This is a genomic window from Candidatus Nanopelagicus abundans, assembly GCF_002288305.1.
Taxonomy (GTDB): Bacteria; Actinomycetota; Actinomycetes; order Nanopelagicales; family Nanopelagicaceae; genus Nanopelagicus; species Nanopelagicus abundans.
In genome coordinates, this window is record NZ_CP016779.1 from 894,978 (window position 1) to 919,371 (window position 24,394).

Sequence of the window (24,394 nt, forward strand, 5' to 3'; positions counted from 1 at the left end):
ACCTACTTTCGCCGCGCACTTGTGAATCTGTCTCTGCCGGTTAAGTCAGAGTGGGTTTGAATTGAGTTAAAACTTTCAGCCATCGCATTCTTTACTAAATCAGATTGCATTTCATGATGTTCTATAATAAAAAATCCGCCTGATTTTAACAACCTAGCTGCTGAATCTATAAAGAGCTTGGGTATTTGCATTCCATCTACTGGCCCACCACGGAGAGCAATTTCTGGTTCATAATTTGCTACCTCAATTGGTAGCTTTTCATCATTAGGAATATAAGGGGGATTTGCTACTACAAGATCTGCTTTAACATCTGGTAGCGCAGTTACTACATCTTCAATTACAACTCTTATTGGTAGGTCATATTTAGCAATATTTTTATTAAGCCAAGCAGCTGCCTCTGCAGATTTCTCAACTGCCACCATGCTCACTTTTAATCCTTTAAGCGCCGCCTCTGTTGAAATTGCAATACTTAATGCCCCACTTCCAGCACCTAGGTCAATCACACTTTTTGCTAAATCTTTATCATCTGCTGAATTTAAATAACCAATAACTCGATCAACAATTAATTCACTTTCTGGCCTAGGAATTAATACTCCCTCACCAACTTCTAAATCTAAATACCTAAATGCCGCGCTTCCAGTTATATATTGCACAGGCCGTCCTAGTAATCGCTGATTAATTAGATCAGAGTATTCAGATGCTAATTTTTCTCTATCCCCATCTGCTAACTCTAGATCTTGAGCATGAATTTGTTTTCGTGAGATTCCAAGTAAATGAGCTAATAATAATTCAGCATCAACTGCTGCAATTTGATTTTTTTCAAATTGCGAAAACGCTGCTCTAAGCAGTTCTTTCAAGAGTTACCTGCTGCTAATTTTGCGGTTCGATCTGCATCAATTAATGATTGGATCACCGCTTCTAGATCACCATCCATTACTGAATCTAAATTATTTGCTTTGTAATTAACTCGATGATCACTTAGGCGATTTTCTGGAAAATTATAAGTTCTAATTCGCTCACTTCGATCTACTGTTCTTACCTGACTCTTTCGCTCAACTGATGCAATACGATCTGCCTCTTCTTGAGCAGCCGCTAGTATGCGAGCGCGCAAAATACGTAGGGCTGATTCTTTATTTTGCAGCTGACTCTTTTCATTCTGACAAGAAACCACAATTCCAGTTGGCTCATGGGTAATTCGAACTGCTGAGTCTGTTGTGTTAACGCTTTGTCCGCCAGGACCTGATGAGCGATAAACATCGATGCGAAGATCATTCATATTTATATCAACGTCAATCTCCTCAGCCTCTGGCAAAATTAAAACACCAGCCGCTGATGTGTGAATTCTTCCTTGCGATTCAGTCTCTGGAACTCTTTGCACGCGGTGCACGCCACCTTCAAACTTAAGTTTTGCATATGGAGTTTGCCCAGGTTTTGGTGTTCCTTTTGATTTAATACCAATAGACATATCTTTATAACCACCCATATCACTTGGGGTGGTATCAATTACTTCAACTTTCCAACCTTGTTTTTCGGCAAAACGTGAATACATTCGAAATAGATCACCAGCAAAGATTGCTGATTCATCACCACCAGCACCTGCTTTAATTTCCATAATTACATCACGATCATCATTTGGATCTCGAGGTAGTAATAATTCTTCTAAAGTTGCGGCGGCTGCATCTTTCGTACTTTCTAATGCTGCAATTTCAGAGGCAAATGCTGGATCTGCTTCAGCAAGCTCTTTGCCAGCAATAAAATCTTCTTCGGCTGCTTTGTAGGCACGGTACCCGGCAATAACTGGACCAAGTTGGGCATATCTTTTACCAAGTGATCGTGCTTTATTTTGATCTGAGTGAATAGATGGATCAGCCATCTGCGCTTCAAGTGATTCATACTCAGCTAATAATTCATTTACTTTAGCGAACCTTTCCATCTCTTCCTCCTTTCGTAAGTGATGATGTATTAGAAATTAAAAAAGAGAGCGCACCACATCTTTCGATGTTTAGGTGCGCTCTCTTAAAGAAAACTACTTAGTGCCGCTCTTGTCAGCCTTTCCAAATCGCTCTTGGAACTTAGCTACACGGCCACCGGTATCAAGAATTCTCTGCTTGCCGGTATAGAAAGGGTGACATGATGAACAAACTTCAACATATATTGAACCATTTTCTTTGGTACTGCGGGTAGTAAAAACTTCACCGCAACCACAAGTTACTTTGGTTTCACCGTACTGTGGATGAATCTCTTTCTTCATATTTCTCCTTGATTATTACTGGATCAAGTTTTTTAAAACTTGTGAACCAGTAGGACTAGTGAAGTACTAGAGGGGTGTAAGAATAACTCTTATCTACAGGTGGGCAAAATTTACGCCTATTTATGCGTCAGCATTCTCTCTATTACTAGAGCTATTTGCTGTTGGGCTATCGCCACCAGTTGTGGTCTTTTGAATTTGTAATAGGAACTCAACATTTGATTTAGTTCCCTTCATCTTCTCAAGTAATAGTTCTAGTGCTTGTTGTGGCTCTAGTGCGTGTAGAACACGGCGCAGACGCCAAACAATACTTAATTCTTCAGTTCCCATAAGAATTTCTTCCTTACGAGTACCTGATGCAACAACATCAACGGCTGGGAAAATGCGCTTATCTGCAAACTTGCGATTAAGAATAAGCTCCATATTTCCAGTTCCTTTAAACTCTTCAAAGATAACTTCATCCATCTTTGAACCAGTATCAATTAATGCTGTTGCCAAAATAGTTAGTGATCCGCCATTTTCAATATTACGGGCAGCTCCAAAAAACTTCTTTGGTGGATATAGCGCTGCTGAATCAACACCGCCAGAAAGAATTCGACCAGAAGCAGGAGCAGCGATGTTATATGCACGCCCTAAACGAGTAATTGAATCAAGTAATACAACTACATCATGACCTAGCTCTACTAATCTCTTTGCTCGCTCAATAGCAAGTTCTGCAACTGTGGTGTGATCATCAGCTGGTCGATCAAAAGTTGAAGCAATTACCTCACCCTTTACCGATCTTTGCATATCTGTTACTTCCTCAGGGCGCTCATCAACTAAGACAACCATTAAGTGACACTCTGGATTATTAGTTGTAATCGCGTTAGCAATTGCTTGCAAAACCATAGTCTTTCCAGCCTTTGGTGGTGAAACAATTAATCCACGTTGTCCTTTACCAATTGGTGAAATCAAATCAATGATTCTTGTGGTTAGAACGTTTGGCTCTGTTTCAAGCCGCAATCTGTCTTGCGGATATAACGGAACTAATTTTGAGAATTCAACGCGCTCTTTAGTGGTATCTGGTTCATTACCATTTACTGTTTCAACTTTAACTAAAGCACTAAATTTCTCACGGCGCTCACCCTCTTTTGGTTCGCGAACAGATCCAGTAATGACATCACCTTTACGCAGGCCATATTTTCTAACCTGTTGCAAGGAAACATAAACATCATTAGGTGATGGTAAATATCCACCAGTTCTAATAAACGCAAAGCTATCTAAAATATCAAGTAAGCCACCTACTGGAAGTAACACATCATCTGGTCCAATTACAATCTCGCGCTCTTCACGTTGACCACGGTCACGATTTCGATCTCGTCCACGATCTCGTCCACGATCTCTGCGGTTGTTATCGCGATTACCAAAGCGGCGGTTGTTATCGCTGCGCTCAGCATCGCCATAGCTGTTGCTGGAATTATTTGATGAGTTATCTGGGCCAGAATCATTGCTATCGGCCTCAGTACTGTTATTTCTACTATTTCGATTATTTTGTCGTTCCATACGACGAGCCTCTCGTTCATTTTTAGCGGCTTCACGATTTGCGGCCTGCAGGTCAGCGATAGATTGGACTAACTCTGCTTTCTTAAGAGTGGATGCATCTTCAATACCTAATTGACCAGCTACTTTCTTCAGGTCACCTAACGCCATATCCACTAACTCAACCGCATCTGCGCGATTGGTGGTTTTCTTTTCTGCCATTTATATATTGCCATTCTTTCTTTGATTTTTATTACCCGTATACGGGAGCCCCATAAAAAATTAGTTTAATTTTTGGGATTTTTTACTGTTTTATCTGTCGTACTTTCCGACAGGGATAAATCTACCACAACCTAGATAGGTATGGAAAATAGGCTACTGGGCGCCAGTTTTGGCTATGGCTAATTTCATAGCGGTAAAACCTGGGGCTAGGGATGGAATCTGATCAATCTCATCCTCACTATTTGCGTATAAAACCATTACTGATGGACCAGCACCAGAAACAACTGCAGCTAAACCAGCACCACGTAATTTCTGCATTAGCGCAATTGTTTTAGGCATTGCACTTGCGCGGTAACTTTGATGGAGTAAATCCTCAGTTGCATTAAACAATAAATCAGGGCGCTGAGCTAATGCATGAACTAGAAGGGCTGCGCGAGATGAGTTTAAAACTGCATCTTGATGCGAAATTGTTTCTGGTAATAATTTTCGAGCTTTAGCAGTTGCTAATTGATTATCTGGCACTAACAAAAGAGCCTTAATTCGATCATCAACCTTTAAACTAACTGCTTTACCAATACTTTTAGTAGCACCGGATGCATCAATTGAGTTCTCAAGCCAAGCAATAGTGGCACCACCATAAAATGCTGCAGCTACATTATCTGGATGTCCTTCAAGTTCTGTTGCTAGTGTGATTAAGTCTTCATCACTCATATATTGCTCACCAGTTAAAACTAAGGATCTTGCAAGAGTTAATCCGCCAACAATTGCGCTAGCAGATGAACCAAGACCGCGACCATGTGGAATCACATTTAAAGCACGAAGTGCTATTCCCTTTGGTTTGCCTCCCATATGTTCAAAGCCGTGCATCATCGCTTTAATTACTAAATTCTTAGCATCTTTCTTAACTTCATCTGCGCCCTCACCAGTTACATCAACATCAAATGTTGGATCATCTAATACTTGAGCGGCGTAGCGATCTCGTAGCTCTAGTGCAATCCCAAAGCAATCAAAACCTGGACCCACATTTGCACTACTTGCTGGCACACTGACTTGCGCCATAGTGGCTTTAAAAGTTAATCCACTTGATGCTCGCTTAGATGCCATTACTTAAGTCCAATTACTTTTGCGGCTTTCTTCATATCAACTGGAATAACAGTTGGTTTACCACCGCTGTTTAATATCCACTGCACATCCTTTAAACCATTTCCAGTCACTGTTACAACAATTGTTTTACCCTTAGGTAGCTTCTTTTGCTCTTTCTTCTTTATTAATCCGGCAATACCCGCTGCACTTGATGGCTCAACAAATACTCCTTCTTTTGCCGCCACTAAGCGATAAGCACTTAATATTTCTTTATCAGTTACTGAGTCAATTAAACCTTTTGAATCTATCCGAGCAGCGACTGCTTGATCCCAAGATGCTGGGTTACCAATGCGAATTGCAGTTGCAATTGTCTCTGGATTCTTAACAATTTTGTTTTTAACAATTGGTGCAGCCCCAGCTGCTTGAAAACCCCACATCATTGGTAGGGAGCGTGACATAAAAGCTTTTTTATACTCTTTATAACCTTTCCAGTAAGCAGTGATATTGCCAGCATTACCAACTGGCATCACATGAATATCAGGAGCGAATCCTAAAATATCTACAACCTCAAAGGCAGCAGTTTTTTGTCCTTCAATTCGAAATGGGTTAACTGAGTTAACAAGTGCTACTGGATAATTTTCAGATAACTGCTTAGCAAGAGTTAAACAATCATCAAAGTTTCCTTTAACTTGCAGAAGTGTTGCTCCATGAGCAATTGCTTGGGCAAGTTTTCCCATTGCAATCTTTCCCTCAGGTACTAATACAACTGGCTGCATCCCAGCTTTAGTTGCATAAGCAGCAGCTGCTGCGCTGGTATTTCCAGTTGATGCACAAATTACTGCTTTAGCACCATCTTCTGCAGCTTTTGAAATTGCCATGGTCATGCCACGATCTTTAAATGAACCTGTTGGATTAGTACCTTCAACTTTTAGCCAAATTTCATTACCAAGCATTTTTGATAAAACTTCGGCATAAACAAGTGGTGTGCCACCTTCGCGAAGTGAAATAACTGGAGTTTGATCTGTGACCGGTAACCATCTTCGATACTCAGCAATTACTCCACGCCATTGGTGCGCGCCTCTCTTACCAAATAATCCCATTAGTTAACACCTTCAACTCGAAGCACACTCGCCACATCAGTTACTACAGGTAGGTTTTTTAGATCCTTAACTGTGGCAGATAAAGATGATTCATTTGAGCTATGAGTCATAACAATTAACTCAGCTTTATCTCCTGCGCCAGTTTGTCTAACTGTTTGAATTGAAACCTGATGGGATGCGAATACATGTGCAACTGACTCTAATACACCTGGCTTATCTGCCACATTTAGCCTAATTAAATAACGTGTTTTTGTCTGACCTATTTGGGCAATCTTAAGATCTGCGTAATCACTTTCTTTTGGCCCAATACCACCATTAACTTTATGTCGGGCAACTGCAACTAAATCTCCTAATATTGCACTAGCAGTTGGCGCACCTCCGGCTCCTTTGCCATAAAACATCATCTGCCCAGCAGATTCGGCCTCAACAAAAACTGCATTAAATGAATCACGAACTGAAGCAAGTGGATGAGTGCGTGATATTAATGCTGGATGAACTCGAACTGAGACAGCTCCTTCTGGAGTTAACTCAGCAATTGCTAATAATTTAATTACCATCTCCATAGCTTTTGCTACTTTTACATCCGCTGCAGTTATTTTACTAATTCCCTCACGATAAACATCATTATCAGTTACCCGTGAATGAAATGCTAAGCCAGCTAAGATCGCAGCCTTTGCAGCTGCATCAAATCCTTCGATATCAGCGCTTGGATCAGATTCAGCAAAGCCCAATGCTTGAGCCTCTTTTAATGCATCAGCAAATGCTGCGCCATTCTCATCCATCTTTGTCAAAATATAATTTGTTGTTCCGTTAACAATTCCCATAACTCGAATTACATGATCACCAACTAATGACTCACGCAGGGGTCTTAAAATTGGAATTGCACCAGCTACCGCTGCTTCATAATATAAATCAACATTTGCTTTATCGGCAGCGGCATAAAGTTCTGCGCCATGTTTAGCAAGTAACGCCTTATTTGCAGTTACAACTGATTTACCATTTTTTAATGCAGTTAAAATCAATTCTTTTGCCGGATCTATCCCACCAATAACTTCAATTACTAAATCAATTTGCGGATCATTAACTATAGATTTTGCATCATTTGTTAAGAGCGCGGCAGGTATTCCATCGCGCTTTAATTTACTGTCTTTAACCGCAATTGATACCAACTCTAAATTAGCCCCTGCTCTAGATGCTAAATCTGATTTATTGGCAATGAGTAGCCGAGCGATCTGGGAGCCAACTACCCCAGCACCTAGCATGCCTACTTTAAGAGTCTTCATTGGAGAAGTATCTCAAACTTATGAGATCTGCCGTGGCGGCTGATCTACATCTAAATTAAGCAGATCTTGCTCATTTTCCCTGCGCAAAATTACGCGGGCAGTCCCATTTATCACTGTAATAACTGCAGGCCTTGATATGTGGTTGTAGTTACTAGCCATGCTGCGTCCATATGCACCAGTTGCAGGTATAGCAAGTAAATCACCAGCTTTTATATCAGAGGGTAAATTAATATCAGAAATTAAAATATCACCAGTTTCACAATGCTTACCGACAACTCTACTTGAGATTAATTTTGCAGTTGAGGTTCGGTTTGCTAAAAAAGCTGAGTAAACAGCGCCGTATAAAGCAGGGCGAATATTCTCACTCATCCCACCATCAACTGAGATATAACGTCGCTCTGATCCATTATCTAGTTTTACTGATTTTGTTGTACCAACTAAATAAAGTGTGGTGGTAGTAGGGCCAACAATTGCTCGGCCTGGCTCAATTGAAATTCTTGGCAGCGCTAACTTTGCTTTAGCGCACTCAGCCTTAATTACTGAAGCAATAGCAGGTATTACTACATCTGGTGAGATTGCACTTTCATCTTTTGTATAAGCAATTCCATAGCCGCCGCCAATATTCAACTCTGGCAACTCCTTTGAATATTTATCTCGGAAGGTTGCCAGCACCGCTACTAGTCGCTGCGCCGCAGCTTTAAAGCCATCGACTTCAAATATCTGTGAGCCGATATGGCAATGAATTCCAGTTAGATTTAAAGAACTTTGCTCCATACATTTTTTAATTGCCTCATTTGCGGCACCGGATGCAATTGAGAAGCCAAATTTCACATCCTCATGCGCAGTTGAAATGAATTCATGAGTATGTGCATCAATACCAGGGGTAAGGCGAAGATAAACTTTTTGAGTTTTATTTAGTGATTTAGCAATATCTGAAACTCTAGTTATCTCATCAAATGAGTCAATTACAATTGTGCCTACTCCTGCCTTTATTGCAGTAGTTATCTCACTTTCAGATTTATTATTTCCATGAAATTCAATATCACTTGCCGGGAAATCAGCTGCTAACGCAACTGCTAATTCACCTGCGCTGCAAACATCAAGACCAAGTTTTAACTCCTTAAGCCATTTTGCAACCTCAACACAAATAAATGATTTTGCAGCGTAGTAAAGCTGCCCGCCACCAAATGAAGTATCTAGAACTTGCCGCCAGCTTTTCGCTCTTAGGAAAAAATCTGCCTGATCAATCACAAATAATGGTGAGCCAAACTCTTTAACTAACTTTTCACCAGAGCAGCCTGCTATTGCTAATACACCACTATTTTCATTCTCACCAGTAAAGGTTAAGTTGCTAGAAAATAATGAGGTTGGGTATTTAGATTGACTACTCATTACATCTTCTCCGGGGCGTTAACACCAAGTAAATCTAAACCATTACTGATTACCTGCGCAGTTGCTTGCGATAAAGTCGCTCTAGCAGAGTTTAAATCACTCACTTTTTCATCACCTAATGGCAAAACTCGACAATCATTATAAAAGCGGTGGTACTGAGCGGCTAGCTCTTCAATATATCTTGCAACTCTATGAGGTTGGCGTAATTGGGCAGCTGATAATAAAACTTTAGGATACTGAGCAAGTAAGCCAACAAGTTCACGCTCTCGCTCATGATTTAGAAGTTCTGGTGCGTAAAATTTAAGACCATAATTAATACCAAGTTCTTTAGCATTTCTTAGTACCGCACAGATTCGTGCATGAGCATATTGAACATAATAAACTGGATTCTCATTAGTATTTTTGCGAAGTAAATCAACATCCATAACCATCGGGGTATCAGTTGGGAATCTAATTAAGGTATAGCGGGCAGCATCTGTACCAACTTTTTCTACCAACTCTTCTAGGGTAATTATCGTGCCTGCTCTTTTTGAAAGCTTTAATTCAGCACCATCTTCAATAATCTTTACCATCTGCCCAATTAAAACCTCAACATCTTTTTCCGGATCATCACCTGCACAAGCTGCAAGAGCTTTTATTCTGCCTAAATAACCATGATGATCAGCACCTAACATATAAATACACAAATTAAATCCGCGTTCTCGCTTGCTAACATAATATGCAGAGTCAGATGCAAAGTATGCAAAGGTTCCATCAGATTTAATCATTACTCGATCTTTGTCGTCACCAAAATCTGTGGTGCGAAGCCAGATAGCACCCTCTTGCTCAAAAACATGGCCTTCTTTTTTTAATTTATCTAATGAATGATTAAAAAAATTATCCTCATAAAGACTGCGCTCAGAAAACCAAGTATCAAAGTGTGTACCAAAGTTATCCAACACTTTGCGTTGCTGCTCTAACTGTAATTTATAGCCAGCTTGTGTAAATGCTGATATTGATTCACTCTCGGCTAACTGGGTAATTTGTGGATTACTTTTTACAATTTCTTTTGCTAAATCTTCAATATACTCACCGTGATAGCCATCTTCAGGGCGAGCCTTACCAAGTGCGGCCGCGCGAAGGGATGCGCCAAATAAATCCATCTGATTTCCACGATCATTAACATAAAACTCACGGCTTACCTGCGCACCGGCTGCTGCTAATACTCTACCTAATGAATCTCCGACCGCTGCCCACCTGGTATGTCCTAAATGAAGCGGCCCAGTTGGATTTGCGCTAACAAACTCAAGATTTATTTTCTTACCAACTAGCGTATTTGAAGTTCCAAATTTTTTACCACCAGCAAGAATTTCAGTAACAACTACACCTTGGCTGGCACTTTCTAAAGTGATATTAATAAATCCAGGTCCAGCAATATCAACCTTACTAATGCCTGCAGTTGTTAATAGTTTGTTATCAGTTAGAGTTTTAACAATCACCTTAGCTATCACCCCAGGTTGCATATTTGCTTCTTTAGCAAGAGCTAATGCAATTGAAGTTGCATAATCACCATGGTCACGATTTTTTGGGCGATCTAAAATTAATTGTGATGGCACATCGCAAGGAAGTTGGCCTTCACTTTTGGCTATATCCAGCGCCTTAAGGATCACCGCAGCGACCTTACTTTGCACTGATTCTGCACTCATTTGAGCAAGGTTACCCGTTAGACCTTGCTAAAGGTCGTTAGTTTTGGTGAGGCGGCCATATACACCGTAATCTTTGCCCCTCACTCAAGTCAGTAAATGCGGGAGTGGTGAAATGGCAGACACGCAGGTCTTAGGAACCTGTGCTTCGGCGTGTGGGTTCAAGTCCCACCTCCCGCACCAGTTGTTTTTACTTTAAACCTACGGAAGGCTACGGGTATGGCAGATAAAAACTTTCTATCGTGGGTAGGTTTTAAAGGTGAAGATGAAAGTAAACCTGCACCAACACAAAATGCATTAGAGAGAATTCGCGAATTAGAAAGTCAACTAAACGACCTTAGATCTCGTCGTGACATTACCGGCTTAAGCCGCGAAGAGTTTGAAATATTGGCAACTGAAACTGCCATGGCAATGATTAAGTCTGCTCAAGCCCGCGAAGCAAAAGCTAATACAGCAGTGCAACGTCTTGTTAATGAAACAAATAGAAACAGCAAAGAAAAATTAGAAGCTGCTGAATCTAAAGCTAAAAGTATTCTTACATCTGCTGAGTCACGTGGGCGTAAATACATTTCAGCTGCTGAGGATGATGCTGCTGATTTAATCTCAACAGCTGAAGGTGAAGCAGATTCAATTCTTAATGAATCAGCAAGAAATGCTGCTCAAATTACATCTGCTGCTAAGCGAGATGCACAAAAATTAGTTGAAAACGCTGGTAGAAGCATTCTTGACTACCGTTCATGGTTATCTTCTGCAATCTCTGAGGCTGAGCGGCTGCACCGTGCTCAAAATTCATCCCTGAATGCTGCTGAAAATGCTATTCAAGAATCAAGGCAGAAACTAAAATATGCATTTGATCGACTATCTCAACTTCAAATGGATATTAATGCCAACTTAGATGCTGAAAATAAGCCAGTGGCAAAAACTTTTGTAGTAGGTGCGGGCAAGAGAGCAGCTGCAGCTGCAGCAAGAAAACAGAAGGCTGCTAATAGCAAAAAATCTACAAGTAAGAAGCCTGTAAGTAAGAAAAAGAAGAAGTAACTAAGTTAAGTTTGAGTTAGTAAAGCTAAAACTTTCTGACTAGCTGAAATATATGATGAGCACAAAAAATACTGATATTAAAAAGAGTACCCGTCATATTTCATCAATTGATGGTTTGCGAGCAATTGCGGTAACTGCAGTTGTGCTCTACCACTTAGGTATCTCCTGGATTCCAGGTGGCTTCTTAGGTGTTGACTTATTTTTTGTAATATCTGGATATGTAATAACTAGATTAATTCTTGACTCGATTAATCAATCAAGTGCACTTGATTTACGTGCTTTCTACGCCGCACGTATTCGCAGGATTTACCCTGGTTTTTTGTTTATGGTTATCTCTACGATTATTTTTATCGGAGTTTGGGCGCCGGAGGCTATAAAAAGATTTTTATCTGATCTTCCTTATGCTTTATCTGGCACAATTAATTGGGCATTAGTTGCTCGTAATCAAGATTACTTTGAAACAATTGGCAGAGCACCTCTGCTGCAGCACACCTGGTCACTAGCGGTTGAACTACAGTTTTATCTTATTTGGCCGATTATTTTGTTAACAGTTTTAAAGTACTTTGGTAAAAAAAATGTCGCTCGCATTGCTTTAATTATCGCAATTATTTCAGGCACTATATTATTTTTAGTCTCTCTTCAGTTAGATCAAGCTAACTCCGCTAAAGTTAGCCATATTTACTTTGGAACAGATACTCACTCACTTGGTTTATTTCTTGGTTCTGCTTTAGCAGTTTCTTGGATTCCTCAAAATCTTTCTGCAAATATTACAAAGCGTGCGCAAGATGTAATCGATGGAATTGGAGTAGTAGGCCTACTTGGATTAATCTCAACATTTTTATTTATTGATGAATCAAATGCCAGTCTTTATCAAATCGCTTTCCCATTAGCTGCAATATTTGGTTGCTTAGTCATAATTTCACTAGTCCACCCTGCATCTAGATTTGCTCCAATAATTAGTACCCCGCCCTTTCGATGGATAGGCCAGCGAAGTTATGGAATCTATATCTGGCACTGGGTAATTTTTCAGGTAACAAGACCTTCCGTTGATTTATCTGGTGAGACATGGGCGCTCTACTTAGCACGAGTTTTATTAGTTTTAGCCTTAGCTGATATCTCACTACGTTGGGTTGAGATTCCTTTCCGACAAGGTCAGGTGCAAACCTGGTTTAGAGGAATGAAGTATCGCTCATCAAAAGAAAGAGTTCGCCAACAGATTTCAGTCCTAGTATCAATAATTGCAGTATTAGCAGTTACAACATCAATTTCAGTTAGCGCAATTAATAAATCTAATCAAATTTCCCAGGTAGTTAATGAGGAATTAACTGATCAAGAGGAATCACCAGTTGATCTAGGTAGCACTACTGGGTTATGGGTAACTGGGGACAGCGTAATTTTAGGAATCCGCAGCAAATTAGAGAACAAAGAACATATCTCTTTAGTTAACGCCAGAGTTGGCCGGCAAGCCCCAGAGCTACTAGCAGTTATGCGGGTAGATCAAAGCTCTGTGCCATCCTCCCCAGTAATTTTTAACCTTGGAAATAATAATGCGTTATTTGAACAAACTGTGGTGGAAATATTTGAAGTGATTAAAAACCAACCTCAAATAATTGTTGTTAATACTGCAGTTCCAAGGCCATGGCGTGATTTAAATAATGCAATTATTTCTAAGGTGGCATCTAATTATACAAATGTTAAATTAGTTGATTGGGATCGAATTTCTAAAGATAGACCTGAATTATTTGCACCAGATGGGGTGCACCTAAGCCCTATGGGATCAGATGTTTATGTTGATTTAGTTTTAAGTGTTTTAGTTAAACAATAGACATTCATACAAATAAATCAGCCCCCAATTTCTTGGGGGCTGATTAAATTACTTATTTACTTTTAAGACCAGCTACCTGGTAGTCCATGAATTTTTCCATCGACTACTTCACCATCTGAGTAAACAGTTGAGACCTGAACTTGTGCCCAGCCCTCATCCCCACCCTTAGTGATTTGTTGCTTAAATTGTGTTGCTGGAACAGTTGCAACTAGCTTCCACTCACCTGCACCATTGGCGCGAAGTGAAACGTTGTAACCAGTAATTCCTTCAGAAGCAGCAGGGGCTTTCCAATTTACAGTTGCACCTTCTGCGTTATATAAAGAAACAATTCCTACTGGTGCTTCGTAATTACCAATTGGTGCACCAGTTGGCTCTGCACTAGGGGCAGTAGTAGGTGCTTCACTTTCAGAAGCAGCAGGTGTTGGCGTAACAGTTGTTGCCTCATTAGATGAGTTCTGTGAGATAACTACAACTGCTAAAACTAAAATTCCAACTACGACTGCGGCAACAATTCCTTTAGAAGAACCGCTATCACTACTCTTGCTACTAGATTTTGTTGAATAGCCACTACCTGATGCAGGTCTTGGTGTTGTTGAAATTGTGGAAACAGAAGACCTTGATGAACCACTTACTGGTACTGCAGGTATTGAGTAGCGAACTGATGCTTTTTTAGAACGCTTTGCACTCTTCTTAACAGCACGCTTTACTGAACTGCGCTTGGTACTCTTCTTAACAGAACGCTTGGCAGTTTTCTTAACAGAACGCTTTGCTGAACTTCGCTTAGCAGTTGATCGCTTTGCTGCTTTTTTCTTTGCGGCCACTTATAACTCCTTAAAATCGTTGCTCTGATTATTTGATGGTTTAATAATTCTCCAGGGGAGGATGAATTAAGGATACAACATCAACGCTTATTTTTAGTTGAACAAATCAGAGGTGATCTCGTAAAAATGGTGCAATCGCCCGTAGCGCAATGCCACGATGGCTAACCTCATCCTTCACCCTTGGAGGTAGTTGCGCCAATGATTGATCAAATTGATCTGGTAAGAATATCGGGTCATAGCCAAACCCTGCGCTACCAATTGGTTGGGTAAGAATTTGACCAGCTAAAACCCCTAGCTCATCTTTTTCTAGAAAAGATGAATCTAAATTTTGCCGACAAAATGCCACAACTGATCTAAATTGTGCACCTCGCGATCCTTTAGGTACATCTTTTAATTCTTCTAGTGCTTTATTTATATTTGCCAGATCTCTCATTTTTGCATCAACTCCTTCAAATCCTGCCCACCGGGCTGAATAAATCCCCGGCTGCCCGGCTAGTGCATCAATAAATAAACCACTGTCATCAGCTAGTGCTGGTAATTTAGTAAATTCACAGATTGCCTTTGCTTTAAGCCTGGCGTTCTCATTTAATGTTTTTCCACTCTCGACCACCTCTGGCATATCTGGAAAATCAGATAACCCTAAAACTTTAATATCGGGTGTGAACTCTGAAAGTAATCTTTCAAACTCTGCTATTTTGCCAAGGTTTTTTGTAGCAAGAACTAGTTTACGCATTTTAAATACTAGTGAACAAAAGTAATTACTTTGCTAACGCATCTGCTTGAAGTTTTGTAAGCTGCTTACACCCAGCCGCGCCTAAATCTAATAATTGATTTAGAAGAGTGCGATCAAAAGGTTCACCTTCAGCAGTTCCTTGCACCTCAATAAAATTACCATCTCCCGTGCAAACGATATTCATATCTGTTTGAGCGTTCACATCTTCTTCATAACAAAGATCAAGAATGGGCTCACCATTAACTATTCCAACTGATACCGCAGCTACTGAACTTGTAAGCGGTTTAGCACTATCTGAAATATGTCCTTTTTCTTTTGCCCAAGAGATTGCATCTACTAAGGCAACGTAGGCACCAGTTATTGCAGCTGTTCGAGTTCCCCCATCTGCTTGTAAAACATCACAATCAAGCACAATTGTGTTCTCACCTAATGCTTTCATATCAACTACGCCACGAAGTGATCTACCAACTAATCTTGATATCTCCTGTGTTCGCCCACCTAATTTTCCTTTAACACTTTCTCGGTCTGATCGCGTATGGGTAGCTCTTGGCAACATTGCATATTCACTTGTTACCCAGCCTTCACCCTTACCAACTAACCATCTAGGAACTCCTGGCGTGAAGGAGGCGACACAAAGCACTCTGGTATTACCAAACTCAACTAGTACTGATCCTTCAGCATTATTAAGCCAATTACGAGTAAATTTAATCACTCGCAGTTGATCATTAGATCTGCCATCAACCCTACTCATAACACCCCTTTGTATTGTTAAATTTTACTTGTGACTGAAACTACCTCAGGACCTAAAAATCTTTTAGCTAAGGTGGTGAATCTATCGGTATCTGCTGTGGCAACAAAGCGGTGTGAGACTTTAGCTGCGCCAGAATTTAATAGATTATTTTCAACTAGGGTTCGATAAAGGTCTTTAGCTGTTTCCTCCGCACTAGAAACTAGCGTCACATCATTTCCCATAACGTATGAGATTACTCCAGTTAGTAATGGGTAATGAGTACAACCCAAAACTAAGGTATCGATATCTGCCTCCTGCATACTCTTTAAATAATCCTGGGCAATCTTGGTTATTTCATCTCCACTAGTTTTGCCTGACTCAACAAACTCAACAAATAATGGACAAGCTTTGGCGGTAATTTGTAATTGTGGGGCAGCTGCAAATGCATCTAAGTAGGCTTTAGATTCGATAGTTGCAACGGTGCCGATTACTCCAACTTTGCCAGAACGAGTTGCCGATACTGCCCGTCTAACTGCTGGCTGAATAACTTCAATAACTGGGATCCCATATCGCTCTCTGGCATCTCTAAGCATGGCCGCACTTGCAGTATTGCAAGCAATTACAATTGCTTTAACGCCGGCCTTAACTAATTCATCCATAATCTCAAGTGCGTAGCTTCTAACCTGCGCTAAAGATTTTGGTCCATACGGACCGCGTGCGGTATCGCCAATATAAAGAATTGATTCACCAGGAAGTTGATCAATTATCGCCCGGGCTACTGTTAAACCGCCAACGCCTGAATCAAATATTCCAATTGGGGCATTATTTGTATTCATCATGTTTTGCGTCATTTGTGTAAGTGTAAATGCCCTGCAGAAATATCTATAAAGCATTGATATCTCCTATAAATGTCCGATTTACACCGGTTTAACATAAAAATTACTTAAAAATTAGGGTGAAATTGAGTGGAATTGGCTTGCTCCACTGGCCAGTAACAGCGACCATTTACCCAGGCAATTAATCGTCGCTTTCATATGGAGCTACGAAGAATTGCTGGCTTATATCCAAAAGGGTGTGAGCAAACTAAATGCCTATGGAGGCTTATTTAGATGAATTCAATAATGCTATCTGCAGATCAATTCGGAATCGTATACAACGTCCTTTCATTCGGACTTGTATGCATGCTTGCGACCACGATCTACACATTAGTTTCACAATCACGTGTACTTCCTAAATACCGCACTGCCCTAGTTATGTCATCAATGGTTACATTCATTGCGGCGTATCACTACTTTAGAATTTTCAACTCATTTGAAGATTCATATGTTGATGGCGCAGTAAAAGTTGGAACAGGAGCAGGTGACTTTAACGAGGGTTACCGTTATGTTGACTGGATCCTTACCGTACCTCTTCTTCTAGTTGAGGTAGTAGCAGTATTATCTCTTGCTAAGGCAGCGGCTTCTTCATTAATCAACCGCCTAGTACCAGCATCTGCTGCAATGATCGCACTTGGTTACCCAGGTGAGATTTCAACAGATAACAACACCAAGGTTCTATGGGGTGTTCTTTCAACAATACCTTTCCTATACATTCTTTACGTATTGTTCGTTGAGCTTTCAAAGTCTCTAGATCGTCAACCAGCAGGAGTTGCAGCAACCATTGGTCGCTTGCGCTTGCTTTTGATCGCAACATGGGGCGTTTACCCAATTTCATACCTACTACCAATTCTTGGTCAATCAGCAACAGATCCGGGCGCATTTGTTAATCGCCAGATCGGTTACACAATTGCCGACGTATTGGCGAAGTGCGTATTTGGTCTAACGATCCTAAAGATTGCAAGGATGAAATCCGTAGCAGAAGGCATGAAGGAAGATCACTAATCTTCTGATTTAATTAGAAAGCGGGGACAGATAATGGCCCCGCTTTTTTATGCCTTAGATTTACTTTATAAGTGGCTTATTAAGCTCTCTTGAATTGAACCTAACCAGAAATAGACCGCAAAAAGTGGTTTTTGTCGGTCACTATCTTTCATCTTTTCATACTCAGCAAAACTATCTGTTTTTATATCTAACCTAACCGCAAGGGCAAGGCGCAGATCATTAATTGCAATTAACCACTGAGTTGGATCAGTTACTGCAATATCTGCCTTAGGTAACTCATGATCTACTGGAAAAACCAGCTGCTTCCGTAAATACATTAGATGAGTTTGTTTTACTAGCCTAAGTGAACTCTCTGTGTATTTGCGAAACTCAGCAGCACTTTCTGGATCTGCATAAGCGTCTGGTAATAATCTGCGAAGAACAGGATCCTCTGGTTGTTCAATTCTAGATTCAAGATTTCCAATAGATGCAGCCATTAATTGCGCAAATGGATCATCAGATTGGTAATGGTGAGTGAAATTACGTTCTCCCAATAATTCAAGTAATTGTTCAACAAGATTAATTAATATATGTAGCTCATCATTGCTAAGTGCAACTGATAAATCACCTTCCTGCAAGGATCCCTTAAACTCGCCCATGATCATCTCTTTGTAATGTTGCCCAGAGCCCATGCTCATGTAGTTGTTGAACTGCCCGTTCCATCTCTTCTCTAGTGCCTGATGCAACGACTGCTTTTCCTTCAGTGTGGACCTGCATCATTAATTTATGGGCTTTCTCTTTTGAAAAGTTAAATAATTTAATAAAAACATAAGTCACATAATTCATTAAATTAACTGGATCATCCCAAACAATGGCTACCCAAAGATTGTCAAAAAACTTACTTAAATCTAACTTTTCATCCAATTGGGTCTGGGAGCTCATGGGTGAATTATCTAACTAAAATGGTTATCTCATCACTAATTGCGGCAGTATTTTTTTCACCCGCTGAGATTACTACTTGATATGTAGCAAGCCCGGTGGTTGCCGCCTTGATCTCAAAGGAGAAGCCGCCACTAGCATCGGTAATAAATTCACCAAGTGGTTTCATATTTTGCTTAACGACTAATTTGATACCAGCAACCTTAGGCAGGACTTGGCCAAAAACGGTATAGCTTGTGGCGACTTTGATTGAGGCTGGTAGGGATAAGGAAACATTTGGCACAACTGAGATCACTTTTTCAATAGTTTTTCCTTCAGTCCGCTCCCAACTACCTTCTGAAACTAATCTGATCTGACTTTTTTGGCCAAGGATGATTGGAAATGCAATCACTCCGGCTAAGTCAGTGACACCTGCAGATAATGTGCGCCAATTATTATCACTACTATTTTTTATCTCAAATCTGACATTAAGAGCTGGTACTGGGGTTTTATCTGGCAGCTTAAAAGTGCCAGTTAGGTTAAAAGTTGAGCCATAACCAATCTCTTCAAGATCTGTAGAAAGTGTTCCAATCACTTGATCGGGTGCAATAGATTTTGCGATATCTCTAATAGCAGTAATTGCTGCAGTATTTTCCATCCCAAAGGTCCAAACCGCTATTCCGCCTAGGCGGTATTTTCCAACTAAATTAGTTCTAGCAGCGTAGCTTCGCTCATCTGGATACCAAACAGTTCGAGAAGCTGTGCAGAAACTAGCTGAGTTAGTTGGATCTACATAGGTTTTCTTATAAGTAAAAGTTGATTCAGCATTTGTGGTGTTATAAGTAGGTAAAGCATTATTACTTGCAGCAAGATTTGGTGCTTCCCTCATTACAACTGCAGCTTTAGCGCCAACTACAACTGATGATGTGAAATCTTTTGGACAAACACCTTCAACTTTAGTTATCCAGTCTCTGCCATAACCTGGAATTCCTAAAAATACCTTTGATGCTGGCATTTGATTGATCGCATACTTAACGCCATCTTCTGTCCATGGCAGCGGCCCAATTGGACCTGGTGATGTAGTTGAGAAGTCATAAGCCATTATTCGGAGTCGATCAATTAATGGTCCTATTTCTGCCCATGAATAAATCCAATTTCCAGCACGTTTAGTTTCAGGTGCAAAATCTGGTGGTGTAGTAACTGATAAAAGTTTTCCTTGATCATGTAGAGCAGTTGAAAGCTCTTTAATAAATGCGATCCAATTTGGTTTCAGTGCTGCCCAACTTGATCTGCCATCTTGGGTATAAAAAGTTTCAAAATCTAAATCAATACCATCATAGTTATATTTAAGAACTAATGACTTAATTGTTTGCACAATATTACTTCTTGAAGTTGGGTTTGCTAGAAGATTTGCTAAAACGAACTTTTTATTATCATCAGTAATGGTTGGTAGTAGTAATACTCCATTTGCTTTTAATCTGGCGATTACCTGCTCTTTTGGTGTGGTGTACTTACCCAGGGCATACTTATCTTTTATAGAACTCTCACCAGTTAAGCCATACCAAAATGGTGAGATGTCTCTAATTAAATCTAAATTACCCTCAACAGTTGGCAGATTCCTTGCTAAAGAATAATCAGGTAGCCAGCCGGAGAGTATTTTTCTTGGTGGATTATTAGCATTTGCTGGTGAAAGAGTTGAGAGCAGAAAAGTGAGCGCAGTAGTAATTATTAATAATTTACGCGATCCCATGAATTTTAGGGTATCGGTTTTATCTGAGAATTTACTTTAAGCGCGCAAAAATTTCTTTACATGTTGGACAGATTGGAAACTTCTGCGGATCACGGTTTGGAATCCATTTCTTTCCACACAAAGCACGAACTGATTTACCAGTAACAGCAGATTCAGTGATCTTGTTCTTATCTACATAATGTGAGAATCGCTCATGATCACCATCTTCGGTGCTTGCGAGTGATTCCTTCTCAAGAACTCCACCTTTGCTTGATTTACCGCGTAAATCATCTAGGAAACCCATGGGTAAATCTTAATCAGATTTTATCGCCTACCATTTACCAATGAGTCAGCCGCTGAAGGACCTTCTACGCACCTCAGATCTTTCTGCATCAGATATTGAGTTGCTGCTAGGAACTGCCAGCAAGTTTGCCGATAAACCGCTTTGGGCTAAAAAAACATTAGCTAGAAAAACAGTTGCTATTTATATGACCAAGTCATCAACTCGAACCAGATTGGCCTCAGAAACTGCCGTAGCACATCTTGGTGGATCACCAATCTTCTTAAGAGGAGATGATCTACAAATTGGTAGAGGTGAAACCATCTCCGATACTGCAAAAATTATTTCAGGATTTTGTAGCGCTTTAATTGTAAGAACTTTTGCGCAATCAGATGTTGATGAGTTAGGTAAATACGCCACTATCCCAGTAATTAACGCACTTACAGATGATGATCATCCAACTCAATTACTTGCCGATTGGTTAACAATTAGGGAAAACTTTGGTAAAGATATAAAAAAACGTAAGTTTGTTTATATTGGAGATGGTAATAATGTTGCAAATGCTTGGTTAATTATGGGTGCCACAATGGGAGCACATATCGTGGTAGCAACTCCGGCTGGCAAATGGGCGCCAAAATCTTCAGTTGTTGATCAAGCAAATAAAATTGCCAAAAAATCTGGTGGCAAAATTGAAGTCATAACTGATCCAAAAGTTGCTGCACAAGATGCCAGTGTTATCTATACCGATGTTTGGATGTCTATGGGAGATTCAGAGGCAGATCGGGCTGAAAAAACTTCCGCTCTTTCATCCTTTGCAGTCACAAATGATTTAATGAGATTGACCACAAAAGATTCAATCTTTATGCACTGCCTACCAGCACATCGTGGTGAAGAGGTAGCTGCTGATGTAATAGATGGGCCAAAATCCGTAGTTTGGCGTCAGGCATTTCACCGCCGAACAACTATTCAAGCCCTGCTATACCATCTAACTAGAGGTGATTTAAAAGGTAATAAATAGGGTGAAGGTTAGGTAAAGTTAGCGAATGCGTATTGCCGTTCCAAGAGAAATTAAATCAGGTGAAAAACGTGTGGCGTTAGTCCCTGACATTATTTCCAAACTCACAAAAGCAGGTCTTGAAGTTGTTATTGAATCTGGCGCAGGAGTTGCTGCGCAATATTCAGATAAACAATTTAGTGATGCTGGTGCTCAGGTTAAATCAACTGATGTAATAGCAGATGCTGATGTAGTTCTATCTGTTCAGCCTTTAAATCCTGCGCAGATGAAAGCACTAAAAAAAGGTGCAATTACAATCTCTTTTTTATCCCCAACAGGCTCTGCTGATTCAATTGAGGCTGCCATTTCTGCCGGGGTTACTGCGATTTCACTTGAGATGGTGCCAAGAATTTCTAGAGCGCAATCAATGGATGCCCTTACCTCACAAGCATTATGTGCTGGCTATAAAGCATCTTTAGTTGCCGCTGAGTTATCACCAAAGTTTTTCCCACTACTTATGACTGCAGCTGGCACCATTACTCCAGCAAAAGTAGTTGTATTAGGAGCAGGAGTTGCAGGACTACAAGCAATTGCTACGGCTAAAAGATTAGGCGCAGTTGTATCAGCCTATGATGTTAGACCAGCCTCAGCTGATGAGGTTAAATCAATGGGTGCAAAATTTATTACTTTAGAACTTGAAGCATTAGAAGGTGCTGGTGGTTACGCCAGAGAAATGACTGAAGAGCGTGCTAATAAACAAAGGGAATTACTTACTCCTTATATTTCAGCAGCTGATGTTTTAATTACAACTGCAGCTGTACCAGGGCGAACTGCGCCACGATTAGTAACAGCTGCGATGATTTCTCATATGGCTCCTGGTTCAGTTGTAGTTGATTTAGCTGCCGAAAGTGGTGGAAACGTGGAAGGCTCAGTTGCTGGTGAAATTATTACTACCAGTGCTGGGGTAAGGATCTGGGGCGCAAAAGATGTGCCAAGCCAACTAGCATTTCATGCTTCAATGTTGTTTTCACGAAATGTAGTAAACCTTCTTCTGCTTATGACTAAATCAGTGGACGGTAAACCAACTGGTGTAATTGAACCTGATTTTTCAGATGAGATTATTGATTCTGCAACTCTGACGCATAACGGATTAAAAAGAGAGAAGGGTAAGTAATGGCCTCTGAATTAATGAGCAATGAAATTGCATTACTTGCAATCTTTTTATTATCTGTCTTCGTTGGATTTGAAGTAGTTTCAAAGGTATCAACAACCTTGCATACCCCACTTATGAGTGGTGCTAATGCAATTCATGGAGTTATTTTAGTTGGCGCGATTGTGGTGGCAGATCACGCAAAGACAAATCTTGAATTAGGACTAGCCCTGGCAGCCGTTATTCTGGCAACAATTAACATGGTGGGCGGCTTTGTTGTAACTGATCGAATGCTGCAAATGTTTAAAGGAAAGCCAAAGTCTAAGAAAGATTCAGGTGAAGGCAAATGAGCCGTAACCTCTATGACTTAATTGGCCTAGCAGCTGGTATCTGTTTCATTTTAGCTTTAAAAGGTTTGTCCTCACCAAAATCAGCGCGCAGGGGAAATCTAATTGGCGCAGTTGGCGCAACTGTTGCAACAGTAATTGTTTTCTTTTACGCCAATGAAGGTAAAGCATTAAATAATCAAACCTTAATTTTGGCTGCAATTGCTTTTGGTACCTTAGTCGGCGTTCCAGCTGCGCGTAAGGTGCAGATGACTCAGATGCCACAACTAGTAGCACTCTTTAATGGTGTTGGTGGTGGAGCAGCTGCTTTAGTAGCAATTGTTGAGTACTTAAAACTTGGAGATACAGCATCTACAGCAGTTGTTATAGCAACAGTATTTACCGTAATTGTGGGATGTGTATCTTTTTCTGGCTCAATTGTTACCTTCTTAAAATTACAAGAAATAATGACAACACGGCCAGTTATATTTCCACTGGGCCGACAAATAATCGCGCTAACCTTAATTGGCGTATTGGTAAGTGGTGGTTGGGTTATCTCAGCCGGTGGCACTACTCCACTATTAGTAAATGGCTTACTTTCATTATTATTTGGTGTTCTCTTTGTATTACCTGTAGGTGGAGCAGATGTTCCTATTGTTATCTCACTACTTAATGCATTTACTGGTTTAACAGTTGCCGCCTCTGGTTATGTTCTACAAACTACATTGTTGATTGTTGCTGGAACATTAGTTGGTGCCTCAGGCACAATTCTTACCAGATTAATGGCAGATGCCATGGGTAGATCTTTATTTGGAACTTTATTTGGCGCCTTTACCGCTAAAGCTCAAGCTAGTGTTGGTGAAACGGAAGCTCGCCCAATTAAATCTGGCTCACCTGATGATGTAGCAATACTTCTTAATTACGCCCAACGTGTTGTAATTGTGCCCGGTTTTGGATTAGCAGTTGCTCAAGCACAGCAAACGGTAAGAGAGTTAGCAGATTTATTAGCATCAAAAGGTGTTGAAGTTGCTTATGGAATTCACCCAGTTGCAGGTCGTATGCCAGGGCATATGAATGTTTTACTTGCCGAAGCAAATGTTCCATATGAACAATTAGTTGAGATGGAAGAGATTAATCCAACCTTTCCGCAAACAGATGTGGTCTTAGTTGTTGGCGCAAATGATGTAGTTAATCCTGCAGCAAAAACTACTCCTGGATGCCCGATTTATGGAATGCCGATTTTAGATGTTGCGCTAGCTGGAAATGTAATCTTCTTAAAGCGTTCAATGCGACCAGGCTTTGCTGGTATTGAAAATGAACTTTTATATGAGACAAAAACCACACTTTTATTTGGTGATGCAAAAGATTCACTAACAAAAGTAGTTAGTGCATTAAAAGCTTTATAGGAATAAATAAGTACTAATAGATGTTATATAGTTAATCAACTCAAAAAATAATGGAGA

At 40.3% G+C, this 24,394-nt stretch carries 24 protein-coding genes and 1 tRNA gene; 8 read left to right on the plus strand and 17 right to left on the minus strand.

Going from position 1 to position 24,394, the window contains the following annotated elements:
- Positions 1–2: 2 nt before the first annotated feature.
- From prmC to argS, 9 genes are all read right to left on the minus strand, one after another.
- Complete coding sequence (prmC, locus tag B1sIIB91_RS04670; RefSeq protein ID WP_095688440.1) at positions 3–857, minus strand: peptide chain release factor N(5)-glutamine methyltransferase; 855 nt, start codon at positions 855–857, stop codon at positions 3–5.
- The gene (gene prfA, locus B1sIIB91_RS04675) at positions 854–1,933 is read right to left on the minus strand and encodes a peptide chain release factor 1 (RefSeq protein WP_095688441.1); all 1,080 of its coding nucleotides are present in this window, start codon (positions 1,931–1,933) and stop codon (positions 854–856) included. Before prfA ends, prmC begins: the two co-directional genes overlap by 4 nt.
- A gap of 93 nt (positions 1,934–2,026) precedes the next feature.
- Positions 2,027–2,251, minus strand: a complete 225-nt coding sequence (gene rpmE / locus B1sIIB91_RS04680; protein WP_095688442.1) for a 50S ribosomal protein L31 — start codon at positions 2,249–2,251, stop codon at positions 2,027–2,029.
- A gap of 120 nt (positions 2,252–2,371) precedes the next feature.
- A complete protein-coding gene (rho, locus tag B1sIIB91_RS04685) occupies positions 2,372–3,988 on the minus strand; it encodes a transcription termination factor Rho (RefSeq protein ID WP_095688443.1) in 1,617 nt (538 codons plus the stop codon).
- A gap of 153 nt (positions 3,989–4,141) precedes the next feature.
- Positions 4,142–5,092, minus strand: coding sequence for a homoserine kinase (gene thrB, locus B1sIIB91_RS04690; RefSeq protein ID WP_095688444.1), 951 nt, complete (start codon positions 5,090–5,092; stop codon positions 4,142–4,144).
- Positions 5,092–6,171 carry a threonine synthase gene (gene thrC / locus B1sIIB91_RS04695; RefSeq protein ID WP_095688445.1) on the minus strand — a complete coding sequence of 360 codons (1,080 nt, stop codon included), beginning with the start codon at positions 6,169–6,171 and terminating at the stop codon, positions 5,092–5,094. Before thrC ends, thrB begins: the two co-directional genes overlap by 1 nt.
- Entirely contained in the window at positions 6,171–7,454 is a 1,284-nt protein-coding gene (locus B1sIIB91_RS04700; RefSeq protein ID WP_095688446.1) for a homoserine dehydrogenase, read from the minus strand. Before B1sIIB91_RS04700 ends, thrC begins: the two co-directional genes overlap by 1 nt.
- A gap of 18 nt (positions 7,455–7,472) precedes the next feature.
- The gene (gene lysA / locus B1sIIB91_RS04705; RefSeq protein WP_095688447.1) at positions 7,473–8,846 is read right to left on the minus strand and encodes a diaminopimelate decarboxylase; all 1,374 of its coding nucleotides are present in this window, start codon (positions 8,844–8,846) and stop codon (positions 7,473–7,475) included.
- Complete coding sequence (argS, locus tag B1sIIB91_RS04710; RefSeq protein ID WP_095688448.1) at positions 8,846–10,531, minus strand: arginine--tRNA ligase; 1,686 nt, start codon at positions 10,529–10,531, stop codon at positions 8,846–8,848. Before argS ends, lysA begins: the two co-directional genes overlap by 1 nt.
- A gap of 98 nt (positions 10,532–10,629) precedes the next feature.
- On the opposite strand from argS, the gene B1sIIB91_RS04715 reads away from it, so the two are divergent.
- From B1sIIB91_RS04715 to B1sIIB91_RS04725, 3 genes are all read left to right on the plus strand, one after another.
- Positions 10,630–10,711 (plus strand) — tRNA-Leu (locus B1sIIB91_RS04715).
- Between the two features lie 36 nt (positions 10,712–10,747).
- Positions 10,748–11,566 (plus strand): hypothetical protein, encoded by an 819-nt coding sequence (locus tag B1sIIB91_RS04720; protein ID WP_095688449.1) that lies wholly within the window; start codon positions 10,748–10,750, stop codon positions 11,564–11,566.
- Positions 11,567–11,621: 55 nt separating this feature from the next.
- Positions 11,622–13,391 carry an acyltransferase family protein gene (locus B1sIIB91_RS04725; protein ID WP_095688450.1) on the plus strand — a complete coding sequence of 590 codons (1,770 nt, stop codon included), beginning with the start codon at positions 11,622–11,624 and terminating at the stop codon, positions 13,389–13,391.
- Positions 13,392–13,453: 62 nt separating this feature from the next.
- Here B1sIIB91_RS04725 and B1sIIB91_RS04730 read toward each other — a convergent pair whose 3' ends face one another.
- From B1sIIB91_RS04730 to murI, 4 genes are all read right to left on the minus strand, one after another.
- Positions 13,454–14,212: an RAD23 family protein gene (locus B1sIIB91_RS04730; RefSeq protein WP_095688451.1), complete on the minus strand. Its 759-nt coding sequence runs from the start codon at positions 14,210–14,212 to the stop codon at positions 13,454–13,456.
- Positions 14,213–14,318: 106 nt separating this feature from the next.
- Positions 14,319–14,945, minus strand: coding sequence for an RdgB/HAM1 family non-canonical purine NTP pyrophosphatase (rdgB, locus tag B1sIIB91_RS04735; protein ID WP_095688452.1), 627 nt, complete (start codon positions 14,943–14,945; stop codon positions 14,319–14,321).
- Between the two features lie 25 nt (positions 14,946–14,970).
- Positions 14,971–15,696 carry a ribonuclease PH gene (gene rph / locus B1sIIB91_RS04740; RefSeq protein ID WP_095688453.1) on the minus strand — a complete coding sequence of 242 codons (726 nt, stop codon included), beginning with the start codon at positions 15,694–15,696 and terminating at the stop codon, positions 14,971–14,973.
- 17 nt (positions 15,697–15,713) lie between these two features.
- A complete protein-coding gene (gene murI, locus B1sIIB91_RS04745) occupies positions 15,714–16,526 on the minus strand; it encodes a glutamate racemase (RefSeq protein ID WP_026185904.1) in 813 nt (270 codons plus the stop codon).
- A gap of 258 nt (positions 16,527–16,784) precedes the next feature.
- Here murI and B1sIIB91_RS04750 point away from each other — a divergent pair, with 258 nt between their 5' ends.
- A complete protein-coding gene (locus tag B1sIIB91_RS04750) occupies positions 16,785–17,555 on the plus strand; it encodes a bacteriorhodopsin-like (RefSeq protein WP_095688454.1) in 771 nt (256 codons plus the stop codon).
- 65 nt (positions 17,556–17,620) lie between these two features.
- On the opposite strand, the gene B1sIIB91_RS04755 is transcribed toward B1sIIB91_RS04750, so the two are convergent.
- From B1sIIB91_RS04755 to B1sIIB91_RS04770, 4 genes are read right to left on the minus strand one after another with little or no spacing between them, the layout of a single operon-like run.
- On the minus strand, positions 17,621–18,193 hold the full coding sequence (locus B1sIIB91_RS04755) for a DUF2017 domain-containing protein (protein WP_095688455.1): 573 nt from the start codon (positions 18,191–18,193) through the stop codon (positions 17,621–17,623).
- Entirely contained in the window at positions 18,180–18,476 is a 297-nt protein-coding gene (gene clpS / locus B1sIIB91_RS04760; protein ID WP_095688456.1) for an ATP-dependent Clp protease adapter ClpS, read from the minus strand. The genes B1sIIB91_RS04755 and clpS overlap by 14 nt, the downstream gene beginning before the upstream one ends.
- A 7-nt stretch (positions 18,477–18,483) precedes the next feature.
- Positions 18,484–20,202, minus strand: a complete 1,719-nt coding sequence (locus B1sIIB91_RS04765) for a glycosyl hydrolase family 18 protein (RefSeq protein WP_095688457.1) — start codon at positions 20,200–20,202, stop codon at positions 18,484–18,486.
- Positions 20,203–20,233: 31 nt separating this feature from the next.
- Positions 20,234–20,485: a DUF3039 domain-containing protein gene (locus tag B1sIIB91_RS04770; protein ID WP_095688458.1), complete on the minus strand. Its 252-nt coding sequence runs from the start codon at positions 20,483–20,485 to the stop codon at positions 20,234–20,236.
- Positions 20,486–20,525: 40 nt separating this feature from the next.
- Here B1sIIB91_RS04770 and argF point away from each other — a divergent pair, with 40 nt between their 5' ends.
- Genes argF through B1sIIB91_RS04790 form a run of 4 tightly spaced genes read left to right on the plus strand, consistent with a single transcriptional unit; the run spans position 20,526 to position 24,337 of the window.
- A complete protein-coding gene (argF, locus tag B1sIIB91_RS04775) occupies positions 20,526–21,479 on the plus strand; it encodes an ornithine carbamoyltransferase (RefSeq protein ID WP_095688459.1) in 954 nt (317 codons plus the stop codon).
- Positions 21,480–21,504: 25 nt separating this feature from the next.
- The gene (locus tag B1sIIB91_RS04780) at positions 21,505–22,629 is read left to right on the plus strand and encodes a Re/Si-specific NAD(P)(+) transhydrogenase subunit alpha (protein ID WP_095688460.1); all 1,125 of its coding nucleotides are present in this window, start codon (positions 21,505–21,507) and stop codon (positions 22,627–22,629) included.
- Positions 22,629–22,955 carry an NAD(P) transhydrogenase subunit alpha part 2 gene (locus tag B1sIIB91_RS04785; protein WP_095688461.1) on the plus strand — a complete coding sequence of 109 codons (327 nt, stop codon included), beginning with the start codon at positions 22,629–22,631 and terminating at the stop codon, positions 22,953–22,955. The genes B1sIIB91_RS04780 and B1sIIB91_RS04785 overlap by 1 nt, the downstream gene beginning before the upstream one ends.
- Positions 22,952–24,337: an NAD(P)(+) transhydrogenase (Re/Si-specific) subunit beta gene (locus B1sIIB91_RS04790; protein ID WP_095688462.1), complete on the plus strand. Its 1,386-nt coding sequence runs from the start codon at positions 22,952–22,954 to the stop codon at positions 24,335–24,337. Before B1sIIB91_RS04785 ends, B1sIIB91_RS04790 begins: the two co-directional genes overlap by 4 nt.
- The last annotated feature ends 57 nt before the right edge of the window (positions 24,338–24,394 follow it).